Source organism: Bradyrhizobium sp. Mp27 (genome assembly GCF_029953005.1).
Lineage (GTDB): Bacteria > Pseudomonadota > Alphaproteobacteria > Rhizobiales > Xanthobacteraceae > Bradyrhizobium > Bradyrhizobium barranii.
Map to the genome: position 1 here is coordinate 63615 of NZ_JASAUS010000008.1, position 24320 is coordinate 87934.

General features: G+C 64.9%; 22 protein-coding genes. 8 read left to right on the plus strand and 14 right to left on the minus strand.

Annotation, left to right across the window (positions count from 1 at the left end):
* Positions 1–113 precede the first annotated feature (113 nt).
* On the minus strand, positions 114–851 hold the full coding sequence (locus QJT78_RS07845; protein ID WP_028148415.1) for an SDR family oxidoreductase: 738 nt from the start codon (positions 849–851) through the stop codon (positions 114–116).
* 98 nt (positions 852–949) lie between these two features.
* Here QJT78_RS07845 and QJT78_RS07850 point away from each other — a divergent pair, with 98 nt between their 5' ends.
* A complete protein-coding gene (locus QJT78_RS07850) occupies positions 950–1729 on the plus strand; it encodes an SDR family NAD(P)-dependent oxidoreductase (protein WP_038942098.1) in 780 nt (259 codons plus the stop codon).
* 203 nt (positions 1730–1932) lie between these two features.
* Positions 1933–2820 (plus strand): TauD/TfdA family dioxygenase, encoded by an 888-nt coding sequence (locus QJT78_RS07855; RefSeq protein ID WP_028148413.1) that lies wholly within the window; start codon positions 1933–1935, stop codon positions 2818–2820.
* A gap of 217 nt (positions 2821–3037) precedes the next feature.
* Here the strand turns inward: QJT78_RS07855 and QJT78_RS07860 are convergent, their stop codons facing one another.
* Positions 3038–3682 carry a YqgE/AlgH family protein gene (locus QJT78_RS07860; protein WP_028148412.1) on the minus strand — a complete coding sequence of 215 codons (645 nt, stop codon included), beginning with the start codon at positions 3680–3682 and terminating at the stop codon, positions 3038–3040.
* Positions 3683–3824: 142 nt separating this feature from the next.
* Here QJT78_RS07860 and QJT78_RS07865 point away from each other — a divergent pair, with 142 nt between their 5' ends.
* From QJT78_RS07865 to QJT78_RS07875, 3 genes are all read left to right on the plus strand, one after another.
* Complete coding sequence (locus QJT78_RS07865; protein WP_028148411.1) at positions 3825–4664, plus strand: protein-disulfide reductase DsbD domain-containing protein; 840 nt, start codon at positions 3825–3827, stop codon at positions 4662–4664.
* A gap of 333 nt (positions 4665–4997) precedes the next feature.
* Positions 4998–6356 (plus strand): flippase, encoded by a 1359-nt coding sequence (locus tag QJT78_RS07870; protein WP_085967340.1) that lies wholly within the window; start codon positions 4998–5000, stop codon positions 6354–6356.
* Positions 6357–6546: 190 nt separating this feature from the next.
* On the plus strand, positions 6547–7371 hold the full coding sequence (locus QJT78_RS07875; RefSeq protein ID WP_038942097.1) for a sulfite exporter TauE/SafE family protein: 825 nt from the start codon (positions 6547–6549) through the stop codon (positions 7369–7371).
* Positions 7372–7512: 141 nt separating this feature from the next.
* Here the strand turns inward: QJT78_RS07875 and QJT78_RS07880 are convergent, their stop codons facing one another.
* The 12 genes from QJT78_RS07880 to cysG all read right to left on the minus strand — a co-directional run bounded on the left by QJT78_RS07880 (position 7513) and on the right by cysG (position 18733).
* A complete protein-coding gene (locus tag QJT78_RS07880; RefSeq protein WP_028148408.1) occupies positions 7513–8301 on the minus strand; it encodes a 3-hydroxybutyrate dehydrogenase in 789 nt (262 codons plus the stop codon).
* A gap of 1 nt (position 8302) precedes the next feature.
* Positions 8303–9478, minus strand: coding sequence for a patatin-like phospholipase family protein (locus tag QJT78_RS07885; RefSeq protein WP_038942096.1), 1176 nt, complete (start codon positions 9476–9478; stop codon positions 8303–8305).
* A 78-nt stretch (positions 9479–9556) separates the two neighbouring features.
* Positions 9557–10060, minus strand: coding sequence for a CAP domain-containing protein (locus tag QJT78_RS07890; RefSeq protein ID WP_028148406.1), 504 nt, complete (start codon positions 10058–10060; stop codon positions 9557–9559).
* 92 nt (positions 10061–10152) lie between these two features.
* Positions 10153–11187 (minus strand): sulfate ABC transporter ATP-binding protein, encoded by a 1035-nt coding sequence (locus QJT78_RS07895; protein WP_028148405.1) that lies wholly within the window; start codon positions 11185–11187, stop codon positions 10153–10155.
* Complete coding sequence (cysW, locus tag QJT78_RS07900) at positions 11177–12088, minus strand: sulfate ABC transporter permease subunit CysW (RefSeq protein ID WP_028148404.1); 912 nt, start codon at positions 12086–12088, stop codon at positions 11177–11179. Before cysW ends, QJT78_RS07895 begins: the two co-directional genes overlap by 11 nt.
* 9 nt (positions 12089–12097) lie before the next feature.
* Positions 12098–12934, minus strand: a complete 837-nt coding sequence (gene cysT, locus QJT78_RS07905) for a sulfate ABC transporter permease subunit CysT (protein WP_080584160.1) — start codon at positions 12932–12934, stop codon at positions 12098–12100.
* Between the two features lie 37 nt (positions 12935–12971).
* A complete protein-coding gene (locus tag QJT78_RS07910) occupies positions 12972–13973 on the minus strand; it encodes a sulfate ABC transporter substrate-binding protein (protein ID WP_028148402.1) in 1002 nt (333 codons plus the stop codon).
* 124 nt (positions 13974–14097) lie between these two features.
* Positions 14098–14829, minus strand: coding sequence for a phosphoadenylyl-sulfate reductase (locus QJT78_RS07915; protein WP_028148401.1), 732 nt, complete (start codon positions 14827–14829; stop codon positions 14098–14100).
* On the minus strand, positions 14826–15341 hold the full coding sequence (locus tag QJT78_RS07920) for a DUF934 domain-containing protein (RefSeq protein WP_028148400.1): 516 nt from the start codon (positions 15339–15341) through the stop codon (positions 14826–14828). The genes QJT78_RS07915 and QJT78_RS07920 overlap by 4 nt, the downstream gene beginning before the upstream one ends.
* The gene (locus tag QJT78_RS07925; protein WP_028148399.1) at positions 15328–16983 is read right to left on the minus strand and encodes a nitrite/sulfite reductase; all 1656 of its coding nucleotides are present in this window, start codon (positions 16981–16983) and stop codon (positions 15328–15330) included. The genes QJT78_RS07920 and QJT78_RS07925 overlap by 14 nt, the downstream gene beginning before the upstream one ends.
* Before the next feature lie 11 nt (positions 16984–16994).
* Entirely contained in the window at positions 16995–17312 is a 318-nt protein-coding gene (locus tag QJT78_RS07930) for a DUF2849 domain-containing protein (RefSeq protein ID WP_028148398.1), read from the minus strand.
* Positions 17309–18733: a siroheme synthase CysG gene (cysG, locus tag QJT78_RS07935; RefSeq protein WP_028148397.1), complete on the minus strand. Its 1425-nt coding sequence runs from the start codon at positions 18731–18733 to the stop codon at positions 17309–17311. Before cysG ends, QJT78_RS07930 begins: the two co-directional genes overlap by 4 nt.
* A 236-nt stretch (positions 18734–18969) precedes the next feature.
* Here cysG and cysD point away from each other — a divergent pair, with 236 nt between their 5' ends.
* The 3 genes from cysD to QJT78_RS07950 all read left to right on the plus strand — a co-directional run bounded on the left by cysD (position 18970) and on the right by QJT78_RS07950 (position 24164).
* The gene (gene cysD / locus QJT78_RS07940) at positions 18970–19764 is read left to right on the plus strand and encodes a sulfate adenylyltransferase subunit CysD (RefSeq protein WP_028148396.1); all 795 of its coding nucleotides are present in this window, start codon (positions 18970–18972) and stop codon (positions 19762–19764) included.
* 20 nt (positions 19765–19784) lie between these two features.
* Positions 19785–21701, plus strand: coding sequence for an adenylyl-sulfate kinase (gene cysC, locus QJT78_RS07945; protein ID WP_028148395.1), 1917 nt, complete (start codon positions 19785–19787; stop codon positions 21699–21701).
* A gap of 297 nt (positions 21702–21998) precedes the next feature.
* Entirely contained in the window at positions 21999–24164 is a 2166-nt protein-coding gene (locus tag QJT78_RS07950; RefSeq protein ID WP_028148394.1) for a malate synthase G, read from the plus strand.
* The last annotated feature ends 156 nt before the right edge of the window (positions 24165–24320 follow it).

A 24320-nucleotide genomic window follows, 5' to 3' on the forward strand; every position in this document is an offset into this window, starting at 1 on the left:
GTAGCCCGCACGAAGGTGCGTAGCCCGGATGGAGCGAAGCGAAATCCGGGGCAGCGTCAACCGTATTGAAGAATCCCGGATTGCGCTTCGCTCCATCCGGGCTACGGGACGGGCTACAAGATCAGTCCCCCATCGACCACCAGCGTTTGGCCAATGATGTAGGACGACAGCGGCGAGGCGAGGAACAGCGCCGCGCCCGCCATGTCAGCCGGCGTGCCCAATCGCCGCAGCGGAATGCGCGACAGCGCGCCTTCGAGCCGCTTGGGATTGTCGGTGGTCACCTTCGTCATCTTGGTGTCGACGAGGCCGGGCGCGATACCGTTGACGCGGATGCCATCCTCGGCCCAGGCCTCGCCCAGCGTCCGCGTCAATCCGACTGCGCCGGTCTTCGAGGCGTTGTAGGCGGGATTGCCCATGGTGGAATGATAGGCTGCGGTCGAGGACACCATGATCAGCGCGCCCTTGCTATCGCGCAGCATGGAGTGAAACCGCGTCGCGCAGGCCATCAGGCTCATCAGATTGACCTCGACGACCTTGCGGAAGCCGGCCATCTCGAACTCGCCGCGGCGATAGAGCACCGCGCCCTGCGCGAGCACGAGCACATCGAGACGATCGAAGGACGGCGTGAACGCTTCCACCGCGCCGGCGTTGCCGACGTCGAGCTGCTCATAGGAAAGACCCGTGAGATCGGAGCCTTCTTGCGCCGAATATTCCGCAGGATGAGCACGCGTGCCGCAGACTGCAACTTGCGCGCCCCTGGTGCGAAAGGCTTGCGCGATGCCATTGCCGATGCCGCTGGAACCGCCGACCACCAGCACCTGCTTGCCTGAGAAATCGAGCTCGTTCGCCATCGCGGCCTCCCCTTTTGTTTTGCTTGTTTGACCTGTCTGCGGATCGATGCCAGCCTTGTCCATCTCATAACAAGAAACAAGAGACGCGAGGAAACGGCATGTCCGAATTCAAGGAGCTCAGCCGGTCGGTGAGGGGCCTGACCGTTCTCGTCACGGGTGCGGCGAGCGGCATGGGGCGCGCGACAGCGCGCGTGTTCGCCGCTGACGGCGCGAACGTCGCCGTCACCGACTTTGACGAGCAGGGCGCGCTGTCCGTTGCCAAGGAGACTGCCGCGAACGCCGGATCCGCGAAGGCGTGGAAGCTCGATGTCGCCGATGGCGGCGAGATCAAGCGCGTCGTTGGCGATGTCGCGGCGCATTTCGGCGGGCTCGACATCATCGTCAACAATGCCGGCATCTCCGTGCGCGTCGCGATTGACGACGAGGCTTACGAAGACGCCTGGGCCAAGGGGATCGCCGTGATGCTGACGGCGCATCCGCGCATCATCCGCGCCGCGCTGCCGCACCTGCGCAAATCGAAGAGCCCGCGCATCGTCAACATCGCCTCGACCGAAGCACTCGGCGCCACCGCATTGCACAGCCCCTATTCGGCGGCGAAGGGCGGCGTGGCGAGCCTCACGCGCTCGCTCGCCGTCGAGCTCGGGCGCGAAGGCATCACCGTCAACTGCATCTGCCCGGGCCCGATCCGCACCGCCATCACCGACCGCATCTCCGAAGAGCACAAGACCATCTACGCCAAGCGCCGCACTGCACTGGGACGCTACGGCGATCCCGAGGAGGTCGCGCATATGACGCTGAGCCTGTGCCTGCCAGCTGCGTCTTTCCTCACCGGCGCGGTGATCCCTGTCGACGGAGGCCTGATGGCGCGCAACGCGTGAGCGGTATCAAAGGCGCGTAGCCCGGATGGAGCGTAGCGCAATCCGGAAAGGTCTTTCCGCGGGGCAAGAACCCCGGATTACGCTGCGCTCCATCCGGGCTACGGGCTGCCATGCGTGGCAAGCGTTGACATCTGCTAGTGCGGGAGTAGCTTTTTTCATCGGCAGAGCGGGACCAACCGCTCGCGGTTCGCGGGAGAAACACCATGACGATCGCCATCCGGCAGCTTCAGAAACATTTTGTCGGCGAGGTTTCGGGCCTCGACCTGCGAAAGCCTCTCACCGAGACCGAGGCGCGCGAGGTCGAGGCTGCCATGGACAAATATGCGGTGCTGGTCTTCCACGACCAGGACATCACCGACGAGCAGCAGATGGCCTTCGCGCTGAATTTTGGCCAGCGCGAGGACGCGCGCGGCGGCACCGTGACCAAGGAAAAGGACTACCGGCTGCAATCGGGCCTCAACGACGTCTCCAATCTCGGCAAGGACGGCAAGCCGCTGGCGAAGGACAGCCGCGCGCATCTGTTCAACCTCGGCAACTGCCTGTGGCATTCCGACAGCTCGTTTCGCCCGATCCCCGCGAAATTCTCGCTGCTGTCGGCGCGGGTGGTGAACCCGAAGGGCGGCAATACCGAGTTCGCCGACATGCGCGCGGCCTATGACGCGCTCGATGACGACACCAAGGCGGAGATCGAGGATCTCGTCTGCGAGCACTCGCTGATGTATTCGCGCGGATCGCTCGGCTTCACCGAGTATACTGACGACGAAAAGCAGATGTTCAAGCCGGTGCTGCAACGCCTGGTGCGCACCCATCCGGTGCATCGACGCAAGTCGCTGTATCTCTCATCGCATGCCGGCAAGATCGTCAGCATGAGCGTGCCGGAGGGGCGGCTGTTGCTGCGCGATCTCAACGAGCACGCGACGCAGGCCGAGTTCGTCTACGTCCACAAATGGAAGCTGCATGATCTCGTGATGTGGGACAACCGCCAGACCATGCATCGCGTCCGCCGCTACGACCAGTCCCAGCCCCGCGACATGCGCCGCGCGACGGTGGCGGGGACGGAGCCGACGGTACAGCAGCAGGCGGCGGAATAGGCGCGCGGCATATTCCGCTGTCGTCCCGGACAAGCGCAGCGCAGATCCGGGACCCATAACCACAGGCTGTGGTTTGGCGAAGACTAGTGGTGACCAGCCCGCTTCAACAACGACTTCCTGGGATTATGGGTCCCGGATCTGCGCTCCGTTCTGGACAACGCTACGCGTTGCCAGAAGCTCCGCTTGTCCGGGACGACAGCGGAGGTTGGCGCAACAGCTACGCGTGTCCCGCCTCGTTCGAGAGCATGCCGGGATCGATGCCGATCTTGCGCAGCGCGCGGCCGTACTTCTCGTCGACATCGTCGCCGAAAATCAAATCCGAATCCGCATCGCAATGCAGCCAGCCGTTGCCCTGGATTTCGGTCTCGAGCTGGCCCGGCGCCCAGCCGGCATAACCAAGTGCGAGGATGGCGTGCTTCGGGCCGGAGCCGTTGGCGATCGCCCGCAGGATGTCGACGGTCGCGGTGAGGCAGACGCCGTCGTCGATCCGGAGCGTCGCGTTCTCGATGTAGAAATCGCTGGAATGCAGCACGAAGCCGCGGCCGGTATCGACTGGGCCGCCGCGCAGCACCTTCATGCTTTCGGCGTTCTCCGGCAGCTTGATATGCTCGCCCTTCTTGATGATGCCGAGCTGCTGCAGCAGCTCCGGGAAGTCGATGCTGCCGGCGGGATGATTGACGATGATGCCCATCGCGCCCTCGGCGGAATGCGCACAAAGATAGATCACCGAGCGCTCGAAGCGCTCATCACCCATCACGGGCATCGCGATCAGGAGCTGGCCGTCGAGATAACCGGCCGAACTGGGGAGCGCGGGGGCCGCGCTGCGGGTGCTTTCGCCCGTCCTTTTGCCTGTGGGAGCCATCGGTGAAGCACTCCGGTTTCAATTCCTATCCTGATGTCGGGCCGGGCCGCTGTCAAATCAAGGCTTGCATGGACTTGATTCAGGTGCATCCATCACAAGCAATTCAATGGTTTGCCCAGGGGCGACCCTGTAAAGACGTGCCATGCTGACAAGAGTTCCCCTGCATGCGGCGATTGGCGTCGCAACAACCCTGCTTGCGTCGTCGATGACGCTTGCTGCCCGCGCCGACGACGCTTCGCCCTGGCAGCGCGACGGCCATTCCGCAGTGCGATTGCTGGCGGGATCGCGCAGCGGCGCCGTCCTGCTTGGCGGTATCGCCTTCCAGCTCCAGCAGGGATGGAAGACCTACTGGCGCATCCCCGGCGATTCCGGCGTTCCGCCGCGGTTCGATTTCTCCAAATCGGACAATGTTGAAGCGGTGACGGTGATGTGGCCGGCGCCGCTGAAATTCGATGACGGCGCTGGTGGGCATTCGATCGGCTATCACGGCCAAATCGTGCTGCCTCTGCGCATCGTACCCAAGGCGCCCGACAAGCCGGTGACGCTGCGCGCCGAGATCAACTACGCCGTGTGCGAGAAGCTCTGCGTTCCCGTCGAGGCCAATGTCGAGCTCGGCTTCAACAACGTCGCCTCGACCGAGGACGCCAATCTGCGTGCCGCGCTCGACACCGTGCCAAAGCCTGCCACGATCGGTGATCCCAATCCGCTGACCATCCGCGACGTCAGACGCGACGGGCCCAAGAATGTCGTGGTCGACGTGGTCGTGCCCGATGGCCGCGGCGTCAATTTGTTCGTGGAAGGGCCGACGCCCGATTGGGCGTTGCCGATCCCGGCGCCGGTCGAGCGCAGCCCACCCGGCGTGCAGCGATTTTCCTTCGAGCTCGACGGACTGCCGCCGGGCGCCAAGCCCGACGGAGCGGCGCTGAAGTTCACGCTCGTCGCGCCTGAGAAGTCGTACGAGTTCAATACGAATCTGGAGTGAGCCGGAGCTGAGTTGCGCTGCCAGCGCGACATATTCAGCTGTCGTCCCGGGGCGCGCGCAGCGCGAGCCCGCGACCCATAGCCACAGGGAGTGGTTTGGCGAAGACTCGGAGTTACCAGCCAGCGCAACAATTTCTCGCTGGGGTTATGGGTCCCCGCCCCCGTGCGCAATTGCGCATTAGGCAGGGACGACGCCGGTGGCTGGAGTGGCAGCATGCCTCACCCAACCCAATCTTAACGAATGGTTGCTAATCCCCAAGGGCTACCGCATCAGGCCTGCCGCAGCATGCGGGACGTCTGATACGGACGCCCTGGGGATCTCGAATTGGCCGTGATGGATGCAGAACCCGCAACGACCGGACCTGCCGGCCTCATCGCGCGGCTGCGCGCGAAGCTGACGGGCGGGTCGAACGAAGCGTCGCTGACGCGGCGGTTGGCCGGCACCATCTTCATCATCCGGGTGATCAGCGCGGGACTTGCCTATTTCTCGCAGGTTCTGCTCGCGCGCTGGATGGGGACGTCCGACTACGGCATCTATGTCTATGTCTGGACCTGGGTGCTGCTGCTCGGCAGCATGATGGACTTCGGCATCTCGGCCTCCGCGCAAAAGATCATTCCCGAATATCGCACCAGCGGCGAGCATGCGCTGCTGCGCGGCTTTCTCTCCGGCAGCCGCTGGCTGACCTTTGCCGCGTCCACGCTGATGTCGCTGGGGCTCGCCGGTATCGTCAAGCTGCTCTCGCCCTGGATCGATCCGACCGAGGTGCTGCCGCTCTATATCGGCTGCATGACGCTGCCCGCCTTCGTCGTCGCCAACACCCAGGACGGCATCGCGCGCTCGCATGACTGGATGCGGCTCGGCCTGATGCCGCAATTCATCATCCGCCAGGCGCTGATCATCGGCATCACGGCCGCTGCCTTCCTGCTCGGCTATCACCTCGGCGCGGTCGCCGCGATGGTCGCGAGCGCCGGCGCGGTGTGGATCGCGATGACCGGGCAGATGGTGGTGCTGAACCGCAAGCTCGCCGATCACATCGAGCCGGGGCCCAAGACCTACGACATCGGCGGCTGGCTCGCCGTCTCGCTGCCGATCCTGCTGGTCGAGAGCTTTTACCTGCTGCTGTCCTATACCGACGTGCTGGTGCTTCAGCAGTTCCGCCCATCGGACGAGGTCGGTGTCTATTTCGCGGTGGTGAAGACGCTCGCCCTGGTCTCGTTCATCCACTACGCGATGTCGGCGACCACAGCGCATCGCTTCGCCGAGTACAACGCGCTCGGCGACAAGGCGCGCCTGTCGGCCTATGTCGCGCATGCCATCAACTGGACGTTCTGGCCCTCGCTGGCCGCGACCATCGTGCTGCTTGCACTTGGCAAGCCGCTACTCTGGCTGTTCGGCCCGCAATTCACGGTCGGCTACGACATCATGTTCGTCGCCGCGATCGGCCTCGTGGTGCGCGCCGCGATTGGACCGGTCGAGCGCCTGCTCAACATGCTCGGCCAGCAGAAGATCTGTGCGCTGGCCTACGCGCTGGCCTTCGTGATGAACCTCGTGCTCTGCATCGCGCTGGTGCCACGCTTCGGCGGTCACGGCGCCGCGGCCGCGACCTCGATCTCGCTGACATTCGAGACAGTGCTGCTGTTCTGGATCGTGCGCCAGCGGCTCGGCCTGCACGTGCTGGCGTTTGGCAAATAGGCGCTGCCACCCGGGTTGCCGGCCTGGAGAATGGCTGTTTCGCGCCTTGCGCGGCGGCGACTAAAACCCCCTCCCCGCCCGCCGCCTGTAGCAAGATTTTTCTTATTCAACCCAAGAGGTTGCGCTTCAGGGAAATTTTATTCTACGTCATATTGCCCGACCGACGAGATAAACCTAAGATTCCCCAGACATGATTGATCCGCTCTATGTCGCCTCCGGATTTGGCGTCGGCCTGCTTGTCGGGATGACCGGCGTGGGTGGCGGCTCGCTGATGACGCCGCTGCTGATCCTGCTGTTCGGCATCCACCCCTCCACCGCCGTCGGCACCGACCTGCTCTATGCCGCCGCCACCAAGACCGGCGGCAGCGTGGTGCATGGCTGGTCGCGGAGCGTGCACTGGCCCGCCGTGCTGCGGCTCGCCTGCGGCAGCATTCCGGCGAGCGCGCTGACGCTGCTCGTGCTGTGGAAGCTCGACCTCAGGAGCGATTCCGAGCGCAGCCTGGTCAACTTGGTGCTGTGCTTTGCACTGCTGCTGACCGCGACCTCGCTGATCTTCCGCAAGGCCCTCATGGAGCGCTATCGCGGCCGGCTGGAACGTGTCGACGATCGTACCACGGCGATCGCGACCGTCGTCACCGGCATCGTGCTCGGCGTGCTGGTCTCGATCTCGTCCGTCGGTGCCGGCGCGGTCGGCGTCACCGTGCTGCTGCTGCTCTATCCGCGCCTGCCGATGGCGACCATCGTCGGCTCGGACATCGCGCATGCGGTGCCGCTGACGCTGGTCGCCGGGGCCGGACATTGGGCACTCGGCGACGTCGATTGGGCCCTGATGGGCGTGCTTCTGCTGGGCTCGTTGCCCGGCATCATCGTCGGCAGTCTCAGTGCGACGCGCGTCCCCGAGACGGTGCTGCGCCTGACGCTTGCCTGCGTGCTGTTCGTGGTCGCAGGCAAGATCATGTTCGCGGAGCTGAACCTGTCGTCGGCCATCGTGACGGCGCTGGCCTGGACGCATTAGGCCAGCCACCCGCCCCAGCTGTCATCGCCCGGCTTGACCGGGCGATCCAGTATTCCAGAGCCTGACGTTGGCGAACTCGCTCTTGCAACTTCCGCCGCGGCGTACTGGATGCCCCGCTTTCGCGGGGCATGACACCGGTCGTTACTCCGCCGTCCAGCCGCCGTCGATCGACAGGTTGGTGCCGGTGATCTGCGCGGCATCGTCGCCGCACAGGAACAGCGCGAGCGCTGCGACCTGCTCGGAGGTGACGAACTCCTTGGTCGGCTGCGCGTCGAGCAGCACGTCGTTGATGACCTGCTCGCGCGTGAGGTTGCGCGCCTTCATCGTGTCGGGGATCTGCTTCTCCACCAGCGGCGTCCAGACATAGCCGGGGCTGATGCAGTTGCAGGTGATCTTGTGGGTCGCGACCTCGAGCGCCACGGTCTTGGTCAGTCCGGCGATGCCGTGCTTGGCCGACACATAGGCGGACTTGAAGGGCGAGGCGACCAGAGAATGCGCCGACGCCGTGTTGATGATACGGCCCCAGCCCTTCTTCTTCATGCCGGGCACCGCCGCGCGGATGGCATGGAAAGCCGAGGACAGGTTGATCGCGATGATCTGGTCCCACTTCTCGACCGGGAATTCCTCGATCGGCGAGACGAACTGGATGCCGGCATTGTTGACGAGGACGTCGACGGAGCCGAACGACTTCTCGCCGAGCGCGATCATCCCGGCGATCTCGGCGGGCTTGGTCATGTCGGCCGGCGAATACACCGCCTTCACGCCGAAGTCGGACTCGATCTTGGCGCGCTCCTTCTCGATGTCTTCCGGCGAGCCGAAGCCGTTGATGACGACATTGGCGCCGGCGGCGGCGAAGGCGCGCGCATAGGCGAGCCCGATGCCGCTGGTCGAACCGGTCACGACGGCGTTCTTGCCTGACAGACTACCCATGTTATTCGCTCCTTTTTGGCGGGGGCGCGGTGACGTCCCCCGTGAGATCGTAGGTCACCATGGTCTCGCCGGACTGCGGCCGCTCGAGCCAGTCCTTGTGGCGCATCGACAGATGCACGTCGCGCACGCCCGCTTCCCAATGCTCGACCATGGCGACATGCGAGAAGTCGTAATCCTTCGACGAGGATTCGTAGTTCTTGCTGCGATAGATCAGGTGCACCACGGTGACCGTGCTTTCACGCGATACCTTCGCGAGGAACTCCACGGAAGGATCATTCTTCAGATAATCGGGCAATTTGGAAATCAGATCGCGCACGGCCCGGCGCGCATTATGGATCTGCTTGTTCTTGTCGGTGTTCATCCGCGTGCGGCTGGAGAAGCGGATGTCCTTCTCGCGCTCGGTCGCCTCGAGCAGCGAATTCGGCAGATCGCCGCGGGCGCTGAACAGGTCGACCTGGAAGATCAGCATGTCGCGAGCGACCTCGGCATCGAGCACGTAGTCGAGCGGCGTGTTGGAGGCGATGCCTCCGTCCCAGTAGTGCTCGCCTTCGATCACGACGGACGGAAAGCCCGGCGGCAGCGCGCCGGAGGCCATGATGTGCTCGGGGCCGATGGTCTTGCCGAGCTTCTTGAACTCGTAATTGTCGAAATATTTGAAGTTGCCCGAGGTGACGCCGACGGCGCCGACCGACAGGCGCGTCTTCAGATCGTTGATGCGATCGAAATCGACCAGGCGCTCTAGCGTCTTCTTCAGCGGCGCGGTGTCGTAATAGCTCTCGGCCTGCTTGCTGCCGGGCGGCCAGAGCGGTGCGGGCGGAATGCGCGGCGTGAAGAAGCCAGGCACGCCGAAGGTCGCGATCAATGCGGCACTGGTCGAATTGAACAGCTCGCGGCTGTGATCGCTCTTGCCGATCGGCTTCCACGGCACCGGCGCCGACACCATCTCCCAGAATTCCTTGAGCCGCTTGACGCGGGTTTGTCCCTCGTTGCCGGCGATGATGGCGGCGTTGACCGCGCCGATCGAGATGCCGGCGACCCATTCCGGCTCGAAGTCGAAATGGCACAGCGCCTGATAGGCGCCGGCCTGATAGGAGCCGAGCGCCCCACCGCCCTGGAGGACCAGGACGCGCTGCGCCTTCGCGGGGACTGTTGCGACTTCCGGGCTATGATCTGTCATCTGGGAACAATAGCAAAAGGCGAGCCACCGTGGCGACAGTCCGCCGCGGCGTCAATGCATCCCGGGATCAAGTCTGGCTTATCGGGGGTCGGTCGAGGCCAGGATCATGGTCCAGAACACCTTGTATTTGGTGCCGGGAGCATAGCCCGCCGCGATGCCCAGTTTTGTGACACCGCTCTTGAGCATGTTGGCGCGATGCGGGGGCGAGTCGCGCCAGCCGGAAAACGCTTCCGCCAGCGTATGATAGCCCGCCGAGACGTTCTCGACCGCCACCGTTGCCGGATAGCCGCCCGCGCTGAGGCGCTTGGCCAGCGGCGCGCGGACGTCATGGTCCATCTTGTTGGCCGCCGCCATGGCCTGGGACTGGGATTCGGCGAGCCGCATCAGATCGGGGTCGATCACGACGGTCCCGAGGGCGTTGTTCTGGCGGTATTGCGAGATCATGATCGCTGCCGCCTGCGCATCGAGCTTGGCGCCCGGGACCGACATGTCGGCATACATGGTCGGCTGCTGGACCGGTGCTTCGTTGCCCGCGCAGCCGGCGAGAAGCAAAATGATTGATATCGCGGCCGCGGCGCGCATTTTCAGGAGCCCCCAATGAGGGGCCGTTGTTGCATACCAACCGTGGCTGAAAGGTGAATATTGAGGAAGATTTGAGCTTTTGGCCGAGGCGCTTAGCCCGCAAATATCCGGTAGCGGCGCGGTTCGAGGCCGATCGTGTCGCCGGCGCGCAGTTCCCTGTCGCGGGGGGCGTCGATCTCGATGGTCTCGCCGCCGGATAGCTCCACCTCGGCCCGCTGCACCGGGCCGAAATTCCGGACGTGCTGCACGGCGCCCTCGAAGGCACCGCTTCCGGGCGGGCCGACCAGCATGTCATGTCGCCGCACGAACAGTTTTGACGCGCCAGGCGTAAGCCCGTCCGCCGCGAGCCGAAGCGGGCGGTCGCCGAGCCTGATGACGCCGCCTTCGACCTGGACCGGCAGCTCGATGGATTCGCCGATGAAGCCGTGGACGAAGGCGGTCGCTGGGCTTTCATAGACGTCGTCGGGCGAGCCGATCTGCTCGATCCTGCCCTTGTCCATCACCACGACGCGGTTGGCGACTTCGAGCGCCTCCTCCTGGTCGTGGGTGACGAAGATCGAAGTGACGTTGATCTCCTGGTGCAGCGAGCGCAGCCATCGGCGCAGCTCCTTGCGCACCTTGGCATCGAGCGCGCCGAAGGGCTCGTCGAGCAGGAGGATGCGCGGCTCGATCGCGAGCGCGCGGGCGAGTGCGATGCGCTGGCGCTGGCCGCCGGAGAGCTGGCTCGGATAGCGGTCGGCGAGCCAGTCGAGCTGTACGAGATCGAGCAGCTCCTTGACGCGCGCACGAATGGTGGACTCATCCTTGCGGCTGGCGCGCGGCTGCACGCGCAGGCCGAAGGCGACGTTCTCGAACACCGTCATGTGGCGGAACAGCGCGTAGTGCTGGAACACGAAGCCGACGTTCCGTTCGCGCGCGCCCCGCGCCAGCGCATCCTCACCATTGAAGGAAACCTCGCCGGAATCGGGCCAGTCGAGGCCGGCGATGATGCGCAGCAGCGTGGTCTTGCCGGAGCCGGACGGACCGAGCAACGCCAGCAGCTCGCCATTGTCGACCTTGAGATCGACGCCATCGAGGGCTTTGAAGCTGCCGAACTGCTTGACGAGATTCCTGACTTCAATGGTCACTTGCGTCGTGTCCTTCGTCGAGGTGACGTTCGAGAACGGTCTTGGCGATCAACGTGATCAGGGCCAGCATCGCCAGCAGCGAGGCGATCGCAAACGCAGCGACGAACTGGTACTCGTTGTAGAGAATCTCGACCAGCAGCGGCATGGTGTTAGTCTCGCCGCGGATGTGTCCTGATACCACCGACACGGCGCCGAATTCGCCCATCGCGCGCGCATTGCAGAGCAGGACGCCGTAGAGCACGCCCCATTTGATGTTGGGCAGGGTGACGCGGAAGAAGGTCTGCAGGCCCGAGGCACCGAGCGAGATCGCGGCCTCCTCCTCCTGCGTGCCCTGCTCCTGCATCAGGGGGATCAGCGCGCGCGCCACGAACGGGAAGGTCACGAAGGTGGTGGCGAGCGCGATGCCGGGCACCGCGAACAGGATCTGGATATCGTGATCCCTAAGCCAGCTGCCGAAATAGCCCTGCGCGCCGAACAGCAGCACGAAGACGAGGCCCGAGATCACCGGGCTCACCGAGAACGGCAGGTCGATCAGCGTGATCAGGAAGGTCTTGCCGCGAAACTCGAACTTGGCGATGGCCCATGCCGCGACGAGGCCGAATACGAGATTGAGGCCGACCGAGATCGCCGCCACGATCAACGTCAGCTTGATTGCAGCCAGCGCTTCCGGCTCGGCAAGCGCAGAGACATAGGCGAGAACGCCTCTCGAAAAGGCCTGCGCGAACACCAGAACCAGCGGCAGCACGACGAAGACGCTGAGGAAGATCACCGCCAGAGCGATGATGGCGAAACGTATTGCGGGCGGCTCGGTGCGGAGGCTGTCGCGTGCCGCAGCGGCGTGCGCACGTGCGCGCGCATCGGTCGAAGGCAGCGAGACGGAATCTGCGATCTGCATCGTCATGATCTGCCCTCAGCGCGCCGGAATCCGGCTCTGCGCCCAGCGCTGGAGCCGGTTGACGGCGAAGATGATGACGAAGGAGACGACGAGCATGACCACGGCGATGGCGGTCGCGTCGGCATAGCGGAATTCGGACAGCCGGATCACGATCAGGAGCGGCGCGATCTCGGAGACATTAGGCAGATTGCCGGCGATGAAGATCACCGAGCCGTATTCGCCGACCGCACGGGCGAAGGCGAGCGCGAGGCCGGTGAGCAGCGCCGGTCCGAGCGAGGGCAGGATCACGCGGATGATGGTCTGCCAGCGGCTGGCGCCGAGGCTGCCGGCAGCCTCCTCGATCTCTGGGTCGAGGTCCTGGAGCACCGGCTGCACGGTGCGCACCACGAAGGGGATGCCGATGAAGATCATGGCGACGAAGATGCCGATCGGCGTGAACGCCACCTTGATGCCGAGCGCGGCGAGCGGCGCGCCCAGCCAGCCCTTCTCGGCAAACAGCGCCGTCAGCGCCACGCCGGCGACCGCCGTCGGCAGCGCGAACGGCACGTCGACGATGGCGTCGAACAGCCGGCGTCCGGGGAAGCGGTAACGCACCAGCGCCCAGACGATGATGCTGCCCATGACCAGATTGACGCAGGCCGCCGCAAAGGCGAGGCCGAAGGAGACGCGCAAGGCGTTGAGGGTGCGGCGGCTGGACAGGATGTTCCAGAATTGCTCGGGGCTCAGCTCCAGCGATTTCAGGAACAGCCCGGCAAGCGGAATCAGAATGATGATGGAGAGCCAGGAAAGCGTCAGTCCCATCGTGAGACCGAAGCCCGGCAAAGTCCGTCGTCGTGCTGCAACTGCGCTCACCAGGCCCCCTGCTATAGCCTCCTAAGACGGCGCCCGATCAGTTCTTGTAGATCTGATCAAAGACGCCGCCGTCGGCAAAATGTTCCTTCTGCGCCTTGGTCCAGCCCCCGAAAACGTCGTCGATCGTGAATAGTTCGACCTTGGCGAAGGAGTTTTCGTACTTCTTGGCGATCTCTGCGTCGCGCGGACGGTAGAAATTGCGCGCGGCGATTTCTTGGCCTTCCTTGGTATACCAATACTGGAGGTACGCATCGGCCGCGTTGCGGGTGCCTTTTTTATCGGCAACCTTGTCGACGATCGCGACCGGCGGCTCGGCGAGGATCGATTGCGGCGGCGCCACGATCTCGAACTTCTGCGCACCAAACTCCTTCAGGGCGAGATAGGCCTCGTTCTCCCAGGCCAGCAGCACGTCGCCGACGCCGCGCTCGACGAAGGTCACGGTGGCGCCGCGCGCACCGGTGTCGAGCACCGGCACCTGCTGGTAGAGCTTGCCGATGAAGTCCTTGGCCTTGTCGGCCGAGCCGTATTTCTTTTGGGCAAAGCCCCAGGCAGCGAGATAATTCCAGCGCGCCCCGCCGGAGGTCTTCGGGTTCGGCGTGATCACCGAGACACCTGTCTTGAGCAGATCGTCCCAGTCCTTGATGCCCTTCGGATTGCCCTTGCGCACCAGAAACACGATGGTCGAGGTATAGGGCGATGAATTCTGCGGCAGACGCTTCTGCCAGTCGGTCGCGGTGAGGCCCTTGTTCGCGACGGCGTCGATGTCATAGGCAAGCGCGAGCGTCACCACATCGGCCTGCAATCCGTCGATCACGGCACGCGCCTGCGAGCCGCTGCCGCCATGCGACTGCTTGATCTCGACGCTCTTGCCGGTTTCCTTCTGATAGGCATTCGCGAACGCCTTGTTGAACTCGGCATAGAGTTCACGCGTCGGATCGTACGACACGTTCAAGAGATTGATGTCAGCGGCGAGAGCCGAGCTTGCCAACAATCCAGTCAAGAGCAGCCCTGCCGCGAGCGGAACGATACGGCGCATCATGTCCATCTCCATTCACCTCGACGACGTCATCGTCATCGATGGCACGCGGGCATAACTCGGGGCGAAACGCTCTCAAGTCAACGGAACCGGATTTTCTTGTTCGTAGCCGGACAGCTCGACTGTGCTACGAAGTCTTCATCGTGTGGATGCCGCATTCTGTCTTGGCCCGGCCGCGCCAGCGACCGGCGCGTGCATCCTCGCCCTCGGCCGTTCTGCTGGTGCAAGGCATACACCCAACCGACAGGAAACCGGACTCCACCAGCGGATGACGCGGCAATTTGGCGCGGACGAAAATGGCTTCGAGTTCCTCGCGCGAGACATTGGCGAAGGGGTTGAACTTCAACCGCGCGCCATCGTCCTCGACCACCGGAATGTCGGTGCGCGCATTGCCCTGAAAGCGCTTGCGGCCATTGAGCCACGCATCGAACGGCTTCAGCGCGCGCGCCAGCGGCTCGACCTTGCGGATGCGGCAGCAGGCGTCTGGATCGGAGAACCAGAGGTCGCGGTCGGGATCTTCGCGCGACAGCGTCTCCTCGGCAGGCTTGATCGAGCGGACGTCCTTCAAGCCGAGTTCCGCGATCAGCGTGTCGCGATAGGCCAGCGTCTCCTCGAACAGCCAGCCGGTGTCGAGGAAGATCACGGGGATCGCCGGATCGACGTCGGCCATGACCTTCAGCAGCGTCGCCGATTCCGTGCCGAAGGACGACACCAGCGCAAGCTTCTCGCGCCCGACCGCCTGCAACGCCGCGGATATGACCTCCGCGGGCGAAGCATCGCGCAGCGCGCGGTCGAGCTCCTTCGCCGAGGGCAGCGCAGACGCGGACACCGAAGCGACCTGGGGCGCGATTGCGTTCACGTGCCGACACCTTCGGAGTGACGCAGCTGCATGCGCCGGTGCAGCGCGGTGATGCGGCCGTCGCCGGTCGGCTGATAGAACACCGAATAGCGCTTCGCGGTCTGCATGAAGGCTTCCGCGTCGGCCTGCTTCTTGACCTCGAAGGAATCGAAGCCGGCGCGCAGCATGAACACGAACTGGTCGCGCAGGATCTGCCCCGTTGCACGCAAATCGCCGCGGTAATTGTATCGCTCGCGCAGCAGCCGTGCCTGGCTGTAGGCGCGCCCGTCGCGGAAGGTCGGGAACACCAGCGCCACCACTGCGATCCTGCCGAGATAGGGCACCAGCTCGGCGATGTCGCGGTTGTTCGGCCAGATCACCCCGACCTTGCCAGCGCGCGCGAGCAGCAATTCCGTATCGCTCAGGAAGCGCTCGGCCGGCACCAGGATGTCGCCGCCCTCGGGCAGCGGCGTGTCGACGGCCAGCTTGGCGAAGCTGTCGTCGGCGATTTTTCCGCCGTTAACGAGTGGCATAGACGCGCTCCTTGAAGGGTTCGACGCCGAGGCGCTTCACCGTGTCCATGAACAGCTCTTCCGGCCGCTCGCGCAGCGCCAGATAGGCTTCCACGATGTCCTCGACGACGTCGGCGACCTCGTCGAACTTGACGCCGGGACCGATCAGGGTCCCGAGCGCGGCGCCCTCGTCCGCGCGGCCGCCGATGGTGATCTGATAGACCTCCTCGCCGTTCTTCTCGACGCCGAGAATGCCGATATGGCCGACATGGTGATGGCCGCAGGCATTGATGCAGCCCGAGATGTTGATGTGCAGACGGCCGATCAGATTGGCGAGCTCGTGATTGGCGAAGCGCCGCGTCAGCTCCTGCGCGATCGGGATCGAGCGCGCGTTCGCCAGCGAGCAATAGTCGAGACCGGGACAGGCGATGATGTCGGTGATCAGATTGACGTTCGGCGTCGCCAGCCCGAGCTTGTCGAGCGCCTTCCACAACGCCGGCAGGTCGCGCTTGGCGACGTGCGGCAGCGCGAGGTTCTGCTCGTGGCCGACGCGGATCTCGCCGAAGGAATACCGGTCGGCGAGATCGGCGAGCGCGTCCATCTGCTCGGCGGTAGCATCGCCCGGAGGCGCGCCGATCGGCTTCAGCGAGATCGTGACGATGGAATAGCCCTGCACCTTGTGCGGGGCCACCGAGTTCTTGCGCCACGCCTCGAAATCAGGATCGGCCGCGGCCTGGCGCAGCTCGTCCGGATTGTGCGGCAGCTTCTCGTAGGACGGATAGGTGAAGCGCGAGCGGATGTCCTCGATCACCTCGTCGTCGATCTGGAGCGAGGAGTTGCGGATGTGCTGCCACTCCTCCTCGACCTCGCGCGAGAACTTCTCGATGCCGAGCTCGTGCACCAGGATCTTGATGCGCGCCTTGTAGATGTTGTCGCGGCGGCCGTACTGATTGTAGACGCGCAGGATCGCCTCGATGTAGCTCAGGATATCGCGACCATGGACGAAGTGCTTGATGGTCTTGCCGATGAACGGCGTGCGGCCGAGACCGCCGCCGACCAGCACCTCGAAGCCGGTCTCGCCCTTCTCGTTCTTGATCAGCTTCAGGCCGATATCGTGGATCTTGATCGCGGCGCGATCGTGGTCCGACGCGGTGATCGCGATCTTGAACTTGCGCGGCAGGAACGAGAATTCCGGATGCAGCGTCGTGTGCTGGCGGATCAGCTCAGACCAGATCCGGGGATCCTCGATCTCGCCGGGCGCGACGCCGGCCCACTGGTCTGACGTGACGTTGCGCATGTTGTTGCCGGAGGTCTGCATCGCATGGATGCCGACCTCGGCGAGATCGGCGAGTGCATCCGGCAATTCGGCGAGCTTGATCCAGTTGAACTGGATGTTCTGCCGCGTGGTGAAATGGCCGTAGCCGCGGTCGTATTTGCGCGCGACATGGGCGAGCGCCCGCAACTGGTTCGACGCCAGCGTTCCATAGGGAATCGCGACGCGGAACATGTAGGCGTGCAGTTGCAGATAGACGCCGTTCTGAAGCCGCAGGATCTTGAACTCGTCCTCGGTGAGCTCGCCGGAAAGGCGCCGCTTCACCTGGTCGCGGAACTCCGAGACGCGCTCGTTGACGAGCGTGCGGTCGATTTCATCGTAAGCATACATAAGAGAGTGCCTTAAACCTGGACCGACGACCCGATAGTCACGCCGGTGCGGCGGATCTGTTCGCGCAGATTGCCGGGTTCGATCTTGCCGTCGGCGCCGACCTGCACCGGTGCGATATAGGGACCGATCGCGCCGACGTCATCGGCAACGGACTCCGCAAGCAACGCTTTGGCCTCGTCCGAGTTGCGCACGATCGCGGCTTCCGACAGGTCCGCGGACCAGCTCTTGGCGGCAGTGCGGTAAACCACGATGCCATCCCAGGTGCGGTTGGCGGTCACGACCGACGGGCCGGCGATTTTGATCTTCTTCTGTTCAAGCGGGGAGGTCATTCGGCTGCATCCAATAGGTCAGAGATGATGTGTTGAGGTGTCTGGCGGCGAAGTGAACCGGCATGCCGGACCACGTCGCCGATGATGAGGATGGCGGGACCGCCATGGGTGCGCCGCACGAGCTCGGGCAGGTCGCGCAGCGTGCCGATCGCGCCTTGTGCGTCCGGCCGCGTGACGCGGGCGAACACGCCGACCGGCGTCTCCGGCGAACGGCCGGCCGCGAACAAGCCTTCGCGGATCGCGGGGGCAGCGGTCATGCCCATGTAAACCACGACGGTCATCTTGGTGTCGGTCAGCGTCGACCAGTCCACGTTCTCGGCATCGCGCGCCTTGTGCGCGGTGAGGAAGGTGATGCGGGTCGCTTCATGACGATAGGTGAGCGGCACCTCGAAATCGGCGGCGCCGCCGAGCCCTGCGGTGATGCCGGGAATGATCGAATAGGCGACGCCGGCCGCGCGCAGCGCTTCGACCTCTTCGCCGCCGCGACCGAATACGAAGGGGTCGCCGCCCTTCAGCCGCACCACGCGCTGGCCGGATTGCGCGGCCTCGATCATGCGCCTGTTGATGGCGTCCTGGCCGATGCCGGGCTTGCCGACGCGGCGGCCGACCGGAACGCGCGTGGTGTCGCGGCGGATGCGGTCGAGAATTTCGCCCGAGACCAGTTCGTCATGAAAGACGATGTCGGCATCCTGGAGCGCGCGCAGCGCCTTGATGGTGAGAAGATCAGGGTCGCCGGGCCCGGCGCCGACCAGCGCGACGGAGCCTTCCGGCTTGTCGGCACGCGCGAACGCGGACGGATCGGAGATCGCCTTGATCGCGGCGTCGGCCTCGCCCTTGCGGCCCGCGAGCACGGACGCGCCGATCGGACCGTCGATGACGCGCTCCCAGAAGCGGCGGCGCAGCGGAAACTCGGCGATGCGCTCGTTGATCGATTTGCGGAAGCCGCCGATGAACTCGGCGAGCTCGCCGATGCGGGCCGGCAGCAGCGCCTCGATCTTTTCGCGCACGCGCCGCGCCACCACCGGCGAGGTGCCGCCGGTGCCGACCGCGACCACGACGTCGCCGCGATCGACGATCGCCGGGAAGATGAAGCTGGAATGTTCGAGATCGTCCATGACGTTGACGGGCAGGCCGAGCGCCTTGGCGCGCGCCGACATGGCAACGCCGACATCGCCCGCGCCTGCGCAAACGATGGCAATGACGCCCGAGAGATCGGCGGTGAGCGGGTCGCCAGTGGCGATTTCGATCCGCGCCGCGTCGTCGGAGCTGAGGCTCAGGTCCTGATTGCCGTCGATCGCATGCACGCGGATGCGCGCACCGGCAGCGGCGAGCACGCGCAGCTTGGCGCGCAAAAGCTCACCCGCGCCGATGAGGACCACCGGACCGGCCTTGAGATCGAGGAACACCGGCAAGAACCGCATGCGATACTCGCTTCCCCCACATCCGGGGTTGACTGGAATTATTTTCTATATATGTGTCGTTTCGAGCGCGCAAAGAGAAAATTTTTTCTTCTCTTCTGCACCGCAACTATAGAAAATTCGCCTCCAAACGCAAAGTGGCAGAGATGCATCTTCTCAGGACCGATTCCGGTGCAGATGGACGGGACTCCGTCCCCCTCGTTTCCGAGCAAATTCCCGTCGGGCTGACCGTCCCCAGCATGGACCATTTGGACCAGCTTGAGGCGCAGAGCATCTACATTTTTCGCGAGGCCTTTGGCCGCCTGAAGAAGATCGCCCTGCTGTGGTCGCTCGGCAAGGACTCCAACGTCATGATCTGGCTGGCGCGCAAGGCGTTCTTCGGCCGGCTGCCGTTCCCCGCCCTCCACGTCGATACCGGCAAGAAGTTTCCGGAGATGTACCGCTTCCGCGATCATTACGGAAAGGAGTGGGATCTCGATTTGCGCGTCGAGCCCTGCCCGCCGATCGATGCCGTCGATCCAACGCTGCCGCCGGCCGCCCGTTCCGCCGCGCGCAAGACCGAGGGCCTCAAGATGGCACTCGGCAAATACGGTTTTGACGGCCTGATCGCCGGTATCCGCCGCGACGAGGAAGCAACCCGCGCCAAGGAGCGCGTGTTCTCGCCGCGCGGGCTCGAAGGCAATTGGGACGTCCGCGACCAGCCGCCGGAGTTCTGGGATCATTTCAATGCGTCGCCGCCGCAAGGCGCGCATTTGCGCATCCATCCGATCCTGCATTGGACCGAGGCCGACATCTGGGCCTACACCAAGCGCGAGAACATCCCGATCATCCCGCTCTATCTCTCGCAGAACGGCAAGCGCTATCGCTCGCTGGGCGATCAGGACATCACCAATCCGGTCGCGTCGACCGCGTCGACCATCGACGAGATCCTGGCCGAGCTCGAGCAGACCAAGGTGCCGGAACGTGCCGGCCGTGCGCTCGACCACGAGACCGAGGACGCCTTCGAGCGTCTGCGCGTCGCCGGCTATCTCTGATTCAAGGACGCAACGCGGCTATGAACATGATCGTCACCCCCGCTTCGCCCGCCACTCCGAACGGCACCACGCGTCCGCAGGTCCGCATCGTCATCGTCGGCCATGTCGACCACGGCAAGTCGACGCTGGTCGGCCGCCTCCTGCACGAGACCGGCAGCCTGCCCGACGGCAAGCTCGAGATGCTGAAAGCCGTCAGCGCGCGGCGCGGCATGCCGTTCGAATGGTCGTTCCTGCTCGACGCGCTCCAGACCGAGCGCGACCAGGGCATCACCATCGACACCACGCAGATCCGCTTCCGCACCAATTCGCGCGACATCGTGCTGATCGACGCGCCGGGCCATGCCGAATTCCTGCGCAACATGATCACCGGTGCCTCGCAGGCCGACGGCGCGGTGCTGATCATCGACGCGCTCGAAGGCGTGCGTGACCAGACCCGGCGGCACGGCTATCTCCTGCACCTGCTCGGCGTGAAGCAGGTCGCGATCGTCGTCAACAAGATGGACCGCGTCGATTTCAGCGCCGAGCGCTTCAAGGAAATCAGCGACGAAATCTCGGCGCATTTGCAGGGCCTCGGCGTGACGCCGACGGCCGTGATCCCGATCTCGGCCCGCGACGGCGACGGCGTCGCGGAGCGCACCGGCCGCATCGGCTGGTACAAGGGTCCGACCGTGGTCGAGGCGCTGGACCGGCTCGAACCGGCGCGTCCGCTGGAGGCCCTCGCCCTGCGCCTGCCGGTGCAGGCGATCTACAAGTTCGACGACCGCCGCATCGTCGCCGGCCGCATCGAATCCGGCAGCCTCATTGCCGGCGACGAGATCGTGATCATGCCGGCCGGCAAGATCGCCAGGATCAAGACCGTCGAGAGCTGGCCGGTAACGCCGGTCGCAGGACGGCAGGGCGCGGGCCGCTCGGTCGGCATCACGCTCGACCGCGAATTGTTCATCGAGCGCGGCGACATCGTCGCGCATGTCGGCTCCGCGCCGCGCGAGACCCGCCGTCTGCGCGCGCGGATCTTCTGGCTGCACGACAAGCCGCTCGCCAAGGGCGACCAGCTCCTGGTCCGCTGCGGCCCGAAGGAAAGCCGCGCCACCGTCGTCGCCATCGGGAAGGCGGTCGATCCCGGCGAGCTGTCGAGCGTCGAGAACAAGGCGATCGGCCGCAACCATGTCGGCGAGATCGACATTTCCCTTTCGAGCCCGATTGCCGCCGATCCCTACACCGAGAATCCGCGCACCGGCCGTCTCGTGATCGAGGTCTCGGGGCGCATCGCCGGCGGGGGTCTCGTGCTGTCGGTCGATGCCGGCCAGCGCGCCGTGCCGGTCGACATCGTGCCGGTGGAATCGGCGCTGCGGCCCGACGAACGCTCCGCGCGCTACCGCCACAACGGCGCCGTGGTCTGGCTCACCGGCCTGCCGGCGTCCGGCAAGTCGACGCTGGCGAAGGCGCTGGAGCGGCGGCTGTTCACCAATGGCGGCTCGCCGATCCTGCTCGACGGCGACACGTTGCGCGCCGGGCTCAACAACGATCTCGGCTTCTCCGCCGCCGACCGCAGCGAGAACATCCGCCGCCTCGCCGAGGTCGCGACCCATCTCGCCCGCAACGGGCACATCGCGATCGTCGCCGCCGTCTCGCCGGCACGCGAGGACCGCGCGACCGCGCGCCGCATCGCCGACACCGCATTCCGCGAGATCCACGTCGCGACGCCGGCAGAGGTCTGCGAGGATCGCGATCCCAAGGGCCATTACAAGAAGGCCCGCGCCGGCGCGCTCGCGTCGTTCACCGGCATCGGCAACGATTACGAAGCGCCGCAGGCTGCCGAGCTCGTGATCGACACGTCGGCCCGCACGGTTGCGGATGCCGCGGACGAGATCGAACGGATGCTGAAGACCACCGGCGTGCTGTTCGACGAGCTCGTGGACCTCGCCGCGAATATTTGAGGCCGTCCTATTTTCCCCGGCTGTCGTCGCCCGGCTTGACCGGGCGACCCAGTATTCCAGAGACAGCGTTGGGTCACGGAGAAGCCGCGGCGTACTGGATTCCCCGCCTGCGCGGGGAATGACACCGGTGCGTCGGGCTGCCCACCACGCCTTGACAATTTGACAACTTTTGGAGGCCTTCTCACGGCCCCGATTTTGGGGCTAATAGGCCCTGAAAGCCGCCCCCTATGGGCGCATTTTGCTGCCGTCGGGTCAAAAGCAGCCAAAAAACAGCCATTTCCAACAAGAAAGCCCATCATGAAACGCGTCGACGCCCACGGATTGAAGATCGCTCCCGTCCTTTACGCTTTCATCGCCAAGGAAGCGGCCCCGAAAACGGGGATCGCGCCGGACGCGTTCTGGGCCGGGGTCGCCGCCATCATCAAGGAGCTGGGGCCGAAGAACCGCGCGCTGCTGGCCGTGCGCGACACGCTGCAGGGCAAGATCGACGACTGGCACCGTGCCAACAAGGGCAAGGCGTTCGACCTCGACGCCTATACCGCATTCCTGAAGGAGATCGGCTATCTCGTCCCGGAGCCGGCGACGCAGAAGGTCGAGACCGCCAATGTCGATGAGGAAATCGGCAAGATCTGCGGCCCGCAGCTCGTCGTTCCGCTCACCAATGCGCGCTACGCGCTGAACGCGGCGAATGCGCGCTGGGGCTCGCTCTACGACGCCTTTTACGGCACCGACGCGATCCCGCATGATCCGTCCGAGAGCGGCAAGGGCTACAACAAGGCACGCGGCGACAAGGTGATCGCGAAGGCCAAGGCGTTCCTCGATGCCGCCGTGCCGCTCGCGACCGGCAGCCACACCGACGTCACCGCCTACAGCGTCGTGGCGGGCCAGCTCGCGGTGAAGCTGAAGAGCGGCAATGCCACCGCGCTGAAGAACGCTGCGCAATTTGCCGGCTTCCAGGGCGATGCAGCGGCACCTTCCGCGGTGCTGCTCGCCAACAACGGCCTGCACGTCGAGGTCAAGATCGACCGCAGCAGCACGATCGGCAAGGACGATCCCGCCGGCGTCGCCGATATGATCATGGAGTCCGCTGTCTCGACCATCCTCGACATGGAGGACTCGGTCGCCGCGGTCGACGCCGAGGACAAGGTGCTGGTCTATCGCAACACGCTCGGCCTGATGAACGGCACGCTCTCGGCCGATTTCGAGAAGGGCGGCAAGACCCTGACCCGTTCGCTCAATGCCGACCGCAGCTACAAGACGCCCGACGGCAAGGGCGAGGTCAAGCTGCACGGCCGCAGCCTGCTCTTGATGCGCAATTGCGGTCATCACATGTTCACCGACGCGGTGCTGGACGACAAGGGCGAGGAAATTCCGGAAGGCCTGCTCGACGCGGCCGTCTCCGGCCTGCTTGCGATCCACGACCTCAAGGGCAACTCCAAGGTCAAGAACAGCCGCACCGGATCTGCCTATATCGTCAAGCCGAAGATGCACGGCCCGGACGAGGTCTCGCTGACCTGCGAGATTTTTGACCGCGTCGAGAAGATGCTGTCGCTGCCCGAGAACACGCTCAAGGTCGGCATCATGGACGAGGAGCGGCGTACCACCGTCAACCTCAAGGCCTGCATCCAGCGTGCCTCCAAGCGCATCATGTTCATCAACACCGGCTTCCTCGATCGTACCGGCGACGAGATCCACACCTCGATGGAAGCGGGCCCGATGATCCGCAAGAACGAGATGAAGGCGCAGGCCTGGATCAAGGCCTATGAGGACTGGAACGTCGACATGGGCCTGATCGACGGCCTGCCCGGCCATGCCCAGATCGGCAAGGGCATGTGGGCGGCGCCCGACAAGATGGCGGACATGCTGCAACAGAAGCTCGCGCATCCGCAGACCGGCGCCACCACCGCCTGGGTGCCGTCGCCGACCGCAGCGACGCTGCACGCCCTGCACTATCACCAGGTCAACGTCACCGCGCGGCAGCAGGAACTCACCAAGGGCGGTCCGCGCGCGAAGCTGTCCGACATCCTCACCATTCCGGTGTCGAAGTCGAACTGGGCGCCTGATGACGTCAAGCAGGAGATCGACAACAACTGCCAGGGCATTCTGGGCTACGTCGTACGCTGGATCGACCAGGGCGTCGGCTGCTCCAAGGTGCCCGATATCCACGATGTCGGCCTGATGGAAGACCGCGCCACCTTGCGCATATCGAGCCAGCATCTCGCCAACTGGCTGCACCAGGGTGTCATCACCGAGGCGCAGGTGATGGAATCGCTCAAGCGCATGGCCGTCGTGGTCGACAAGCAGAACGCCGGCGACGCGATCTACAAGCCGATGGCGCCCGCCTTCGACGGCGTCGCGTTCAAGGCGGCCTGCGACCTGATCTTCAAGGGGCGCGAGCAGCCAAACGGCTACACCGAGTACATCCTCACCGCCCGCCGCCGCGAGGCCAAGGCTGCGGGCTAAAGCCCGATCATTCAAACACCAAAGCCCCGGCTCGCGCCGGGGCTTTGGTGTTTTCGGGCCGTAGCCCGGATGGAGCGCAGCGCAATCCGGGACCGGCGTTGCTTGGAGCAGGCCCCCGGATTGCGCTGCGCTCCATCCGGGCTACGCGTCCCACCC

What these genes read in the sequence shown, in the direction of transcription:
- QJT78_RS07850 (WP_038942098.1), top strand. Translation starts at nt 950, where the DNA reads ATGTCCGAATTCAAGGAGCTCAGCCGGTCGGTGAGGGGCCTGACCGTT.
- QJT78_RS07920 (WP_028148400.1), bottom strand. Translation starts at nt 15,341, where the DNA reads ATGCCACTCGTTAACGGCGGAAAAATCGCCGACGACAGCTTCGCCAAG.
- QJT78_RS07845 (WP_028148415.1), bottom strand. Translation starts at nt 851, where the DNA reads ATGGCGAACGAGCTCGATTTCTCAGGCAAGCAGGTGCTGGTGGTCGGC.
- QJT78_RS07930 (WP_028148398.1), bottom strand. Translation starts at nt 17,312, where the DNA reads ATGACCTCCCCGCTTGAACAGAAGAAGATCAAAATCGCCGGCCCGTCG.
- QJT78_RS07880 (WP_028148408.1), bottom strand. Translation starts at nt 8,301, where the DNA reads ATGGGTAGTCTGTCAGGCAAGAACGCCGTCGTGACCGGTTCGACCAGC.
- QJT78_RS07865 (WP_028148411.1), top strand. Translation starts at nt 3,825, where the DNA reads ATGCTGACAAGAGTTCCCCTGCATGCGGCGATTGGCGTCGCAACAACC.
- QJT78_RS07855 (WP_028148413.1), top strand. Translation starts at nt 1,933, where the DNA reads ATGACGATCGCCATCCGGCAGCTTCAGAAACATTTTGTCGGCGAGGTT.
- cysC (WP_028148395.1), top strand. Translation starts at nt 19,785, where the DNA reads ATGAACATGATCGTCACCCCCGCTTCGCCCGCCACTCCGAACGGCACC.
- QJT78_RS07910 (WP_028148402.1), bottom strand. Translation starts at nt 13,973, where the DNA reads ATGATGCGCCGTATCGTTCCGCTCGCGGCAGGGCTGCTCTTGACTGGA.
- cysW (WP_028148404.1), bottom strand. Translation starts at nt 12,088, where the DNA reads ATGACGATGCAGATCGCAGATTCCGTCTCGCTGCCTTCGACCGATGCG.
- QJT78_RS07860 (WP_028148412.1), bottom strand. Translation starts at nt 3,682, where the DNA reads ATGGCTCCCACAGGCAAAAGGACGGGCGAAAGCACCCGCAGCGCGGCC.
- cysD (WP_028148396.1), top strand. Translation starts at nt 18,970, where the DNA reads ATGGACCATTTGGACCAGCTTGAGGCGCAGAGCATCTACATTTTTCGC.
- QJT78_RS07870 (WP_085967340.1), top strand. Translation starts at nt 4,998, where the DNA reads ATGGATGCAGAACCCGCAACGACCGGACCTGCCGGCCTCATCGCGCGG.
- QJT78_RS07875 (WP_038942097.1), top strand. Translation starts at nt 6,547, where the DNA reads ATGATTGATCCGCTCTATGTCGCCTCCGGATTTGGCGTCGGCCTGCTT.
- QJT78_RS07885 (WP_038942096.1), bottom strand. Translation starts at nt 9,478, where the DNA reads ATGACAGATCATAGCCCGGAAGTCGCAACAGTCCCCGCGAAGGCGCAG.
- QJT78_RS07925 (WP_028148399.1), bottom strand. Translation starts at nt 16,983, where the DNA reads ATGTATGCTTACGATGAAATCGACCGCACGCTCGTCAACGAGCGCGTC.
- QJT78_RS07950 (WP_028148394.1), top strand. Translation starts at nt 21,999, where the DNA reads ATGAAACGCGTCGACGCCCACGGATTGAAGATCGCTCCCGTCCTTTAC.
- QJT78_RS07890 (WP_028148406.1), bottom strand. Translation starts at nt 10,060, where the DNA reads ATGCGCGCCGCGGCCGCGATATCAATCATTTTGCTTCTCGCCGGCTGC.
- cysG (WP_028148397.1), bottom strand. Translation starts at nt 18,733, where the DNA reads ATGCGGTTCTTGCCGGTGTTCCTCGATCTCAAGGCCGGTCCGGTGGTC.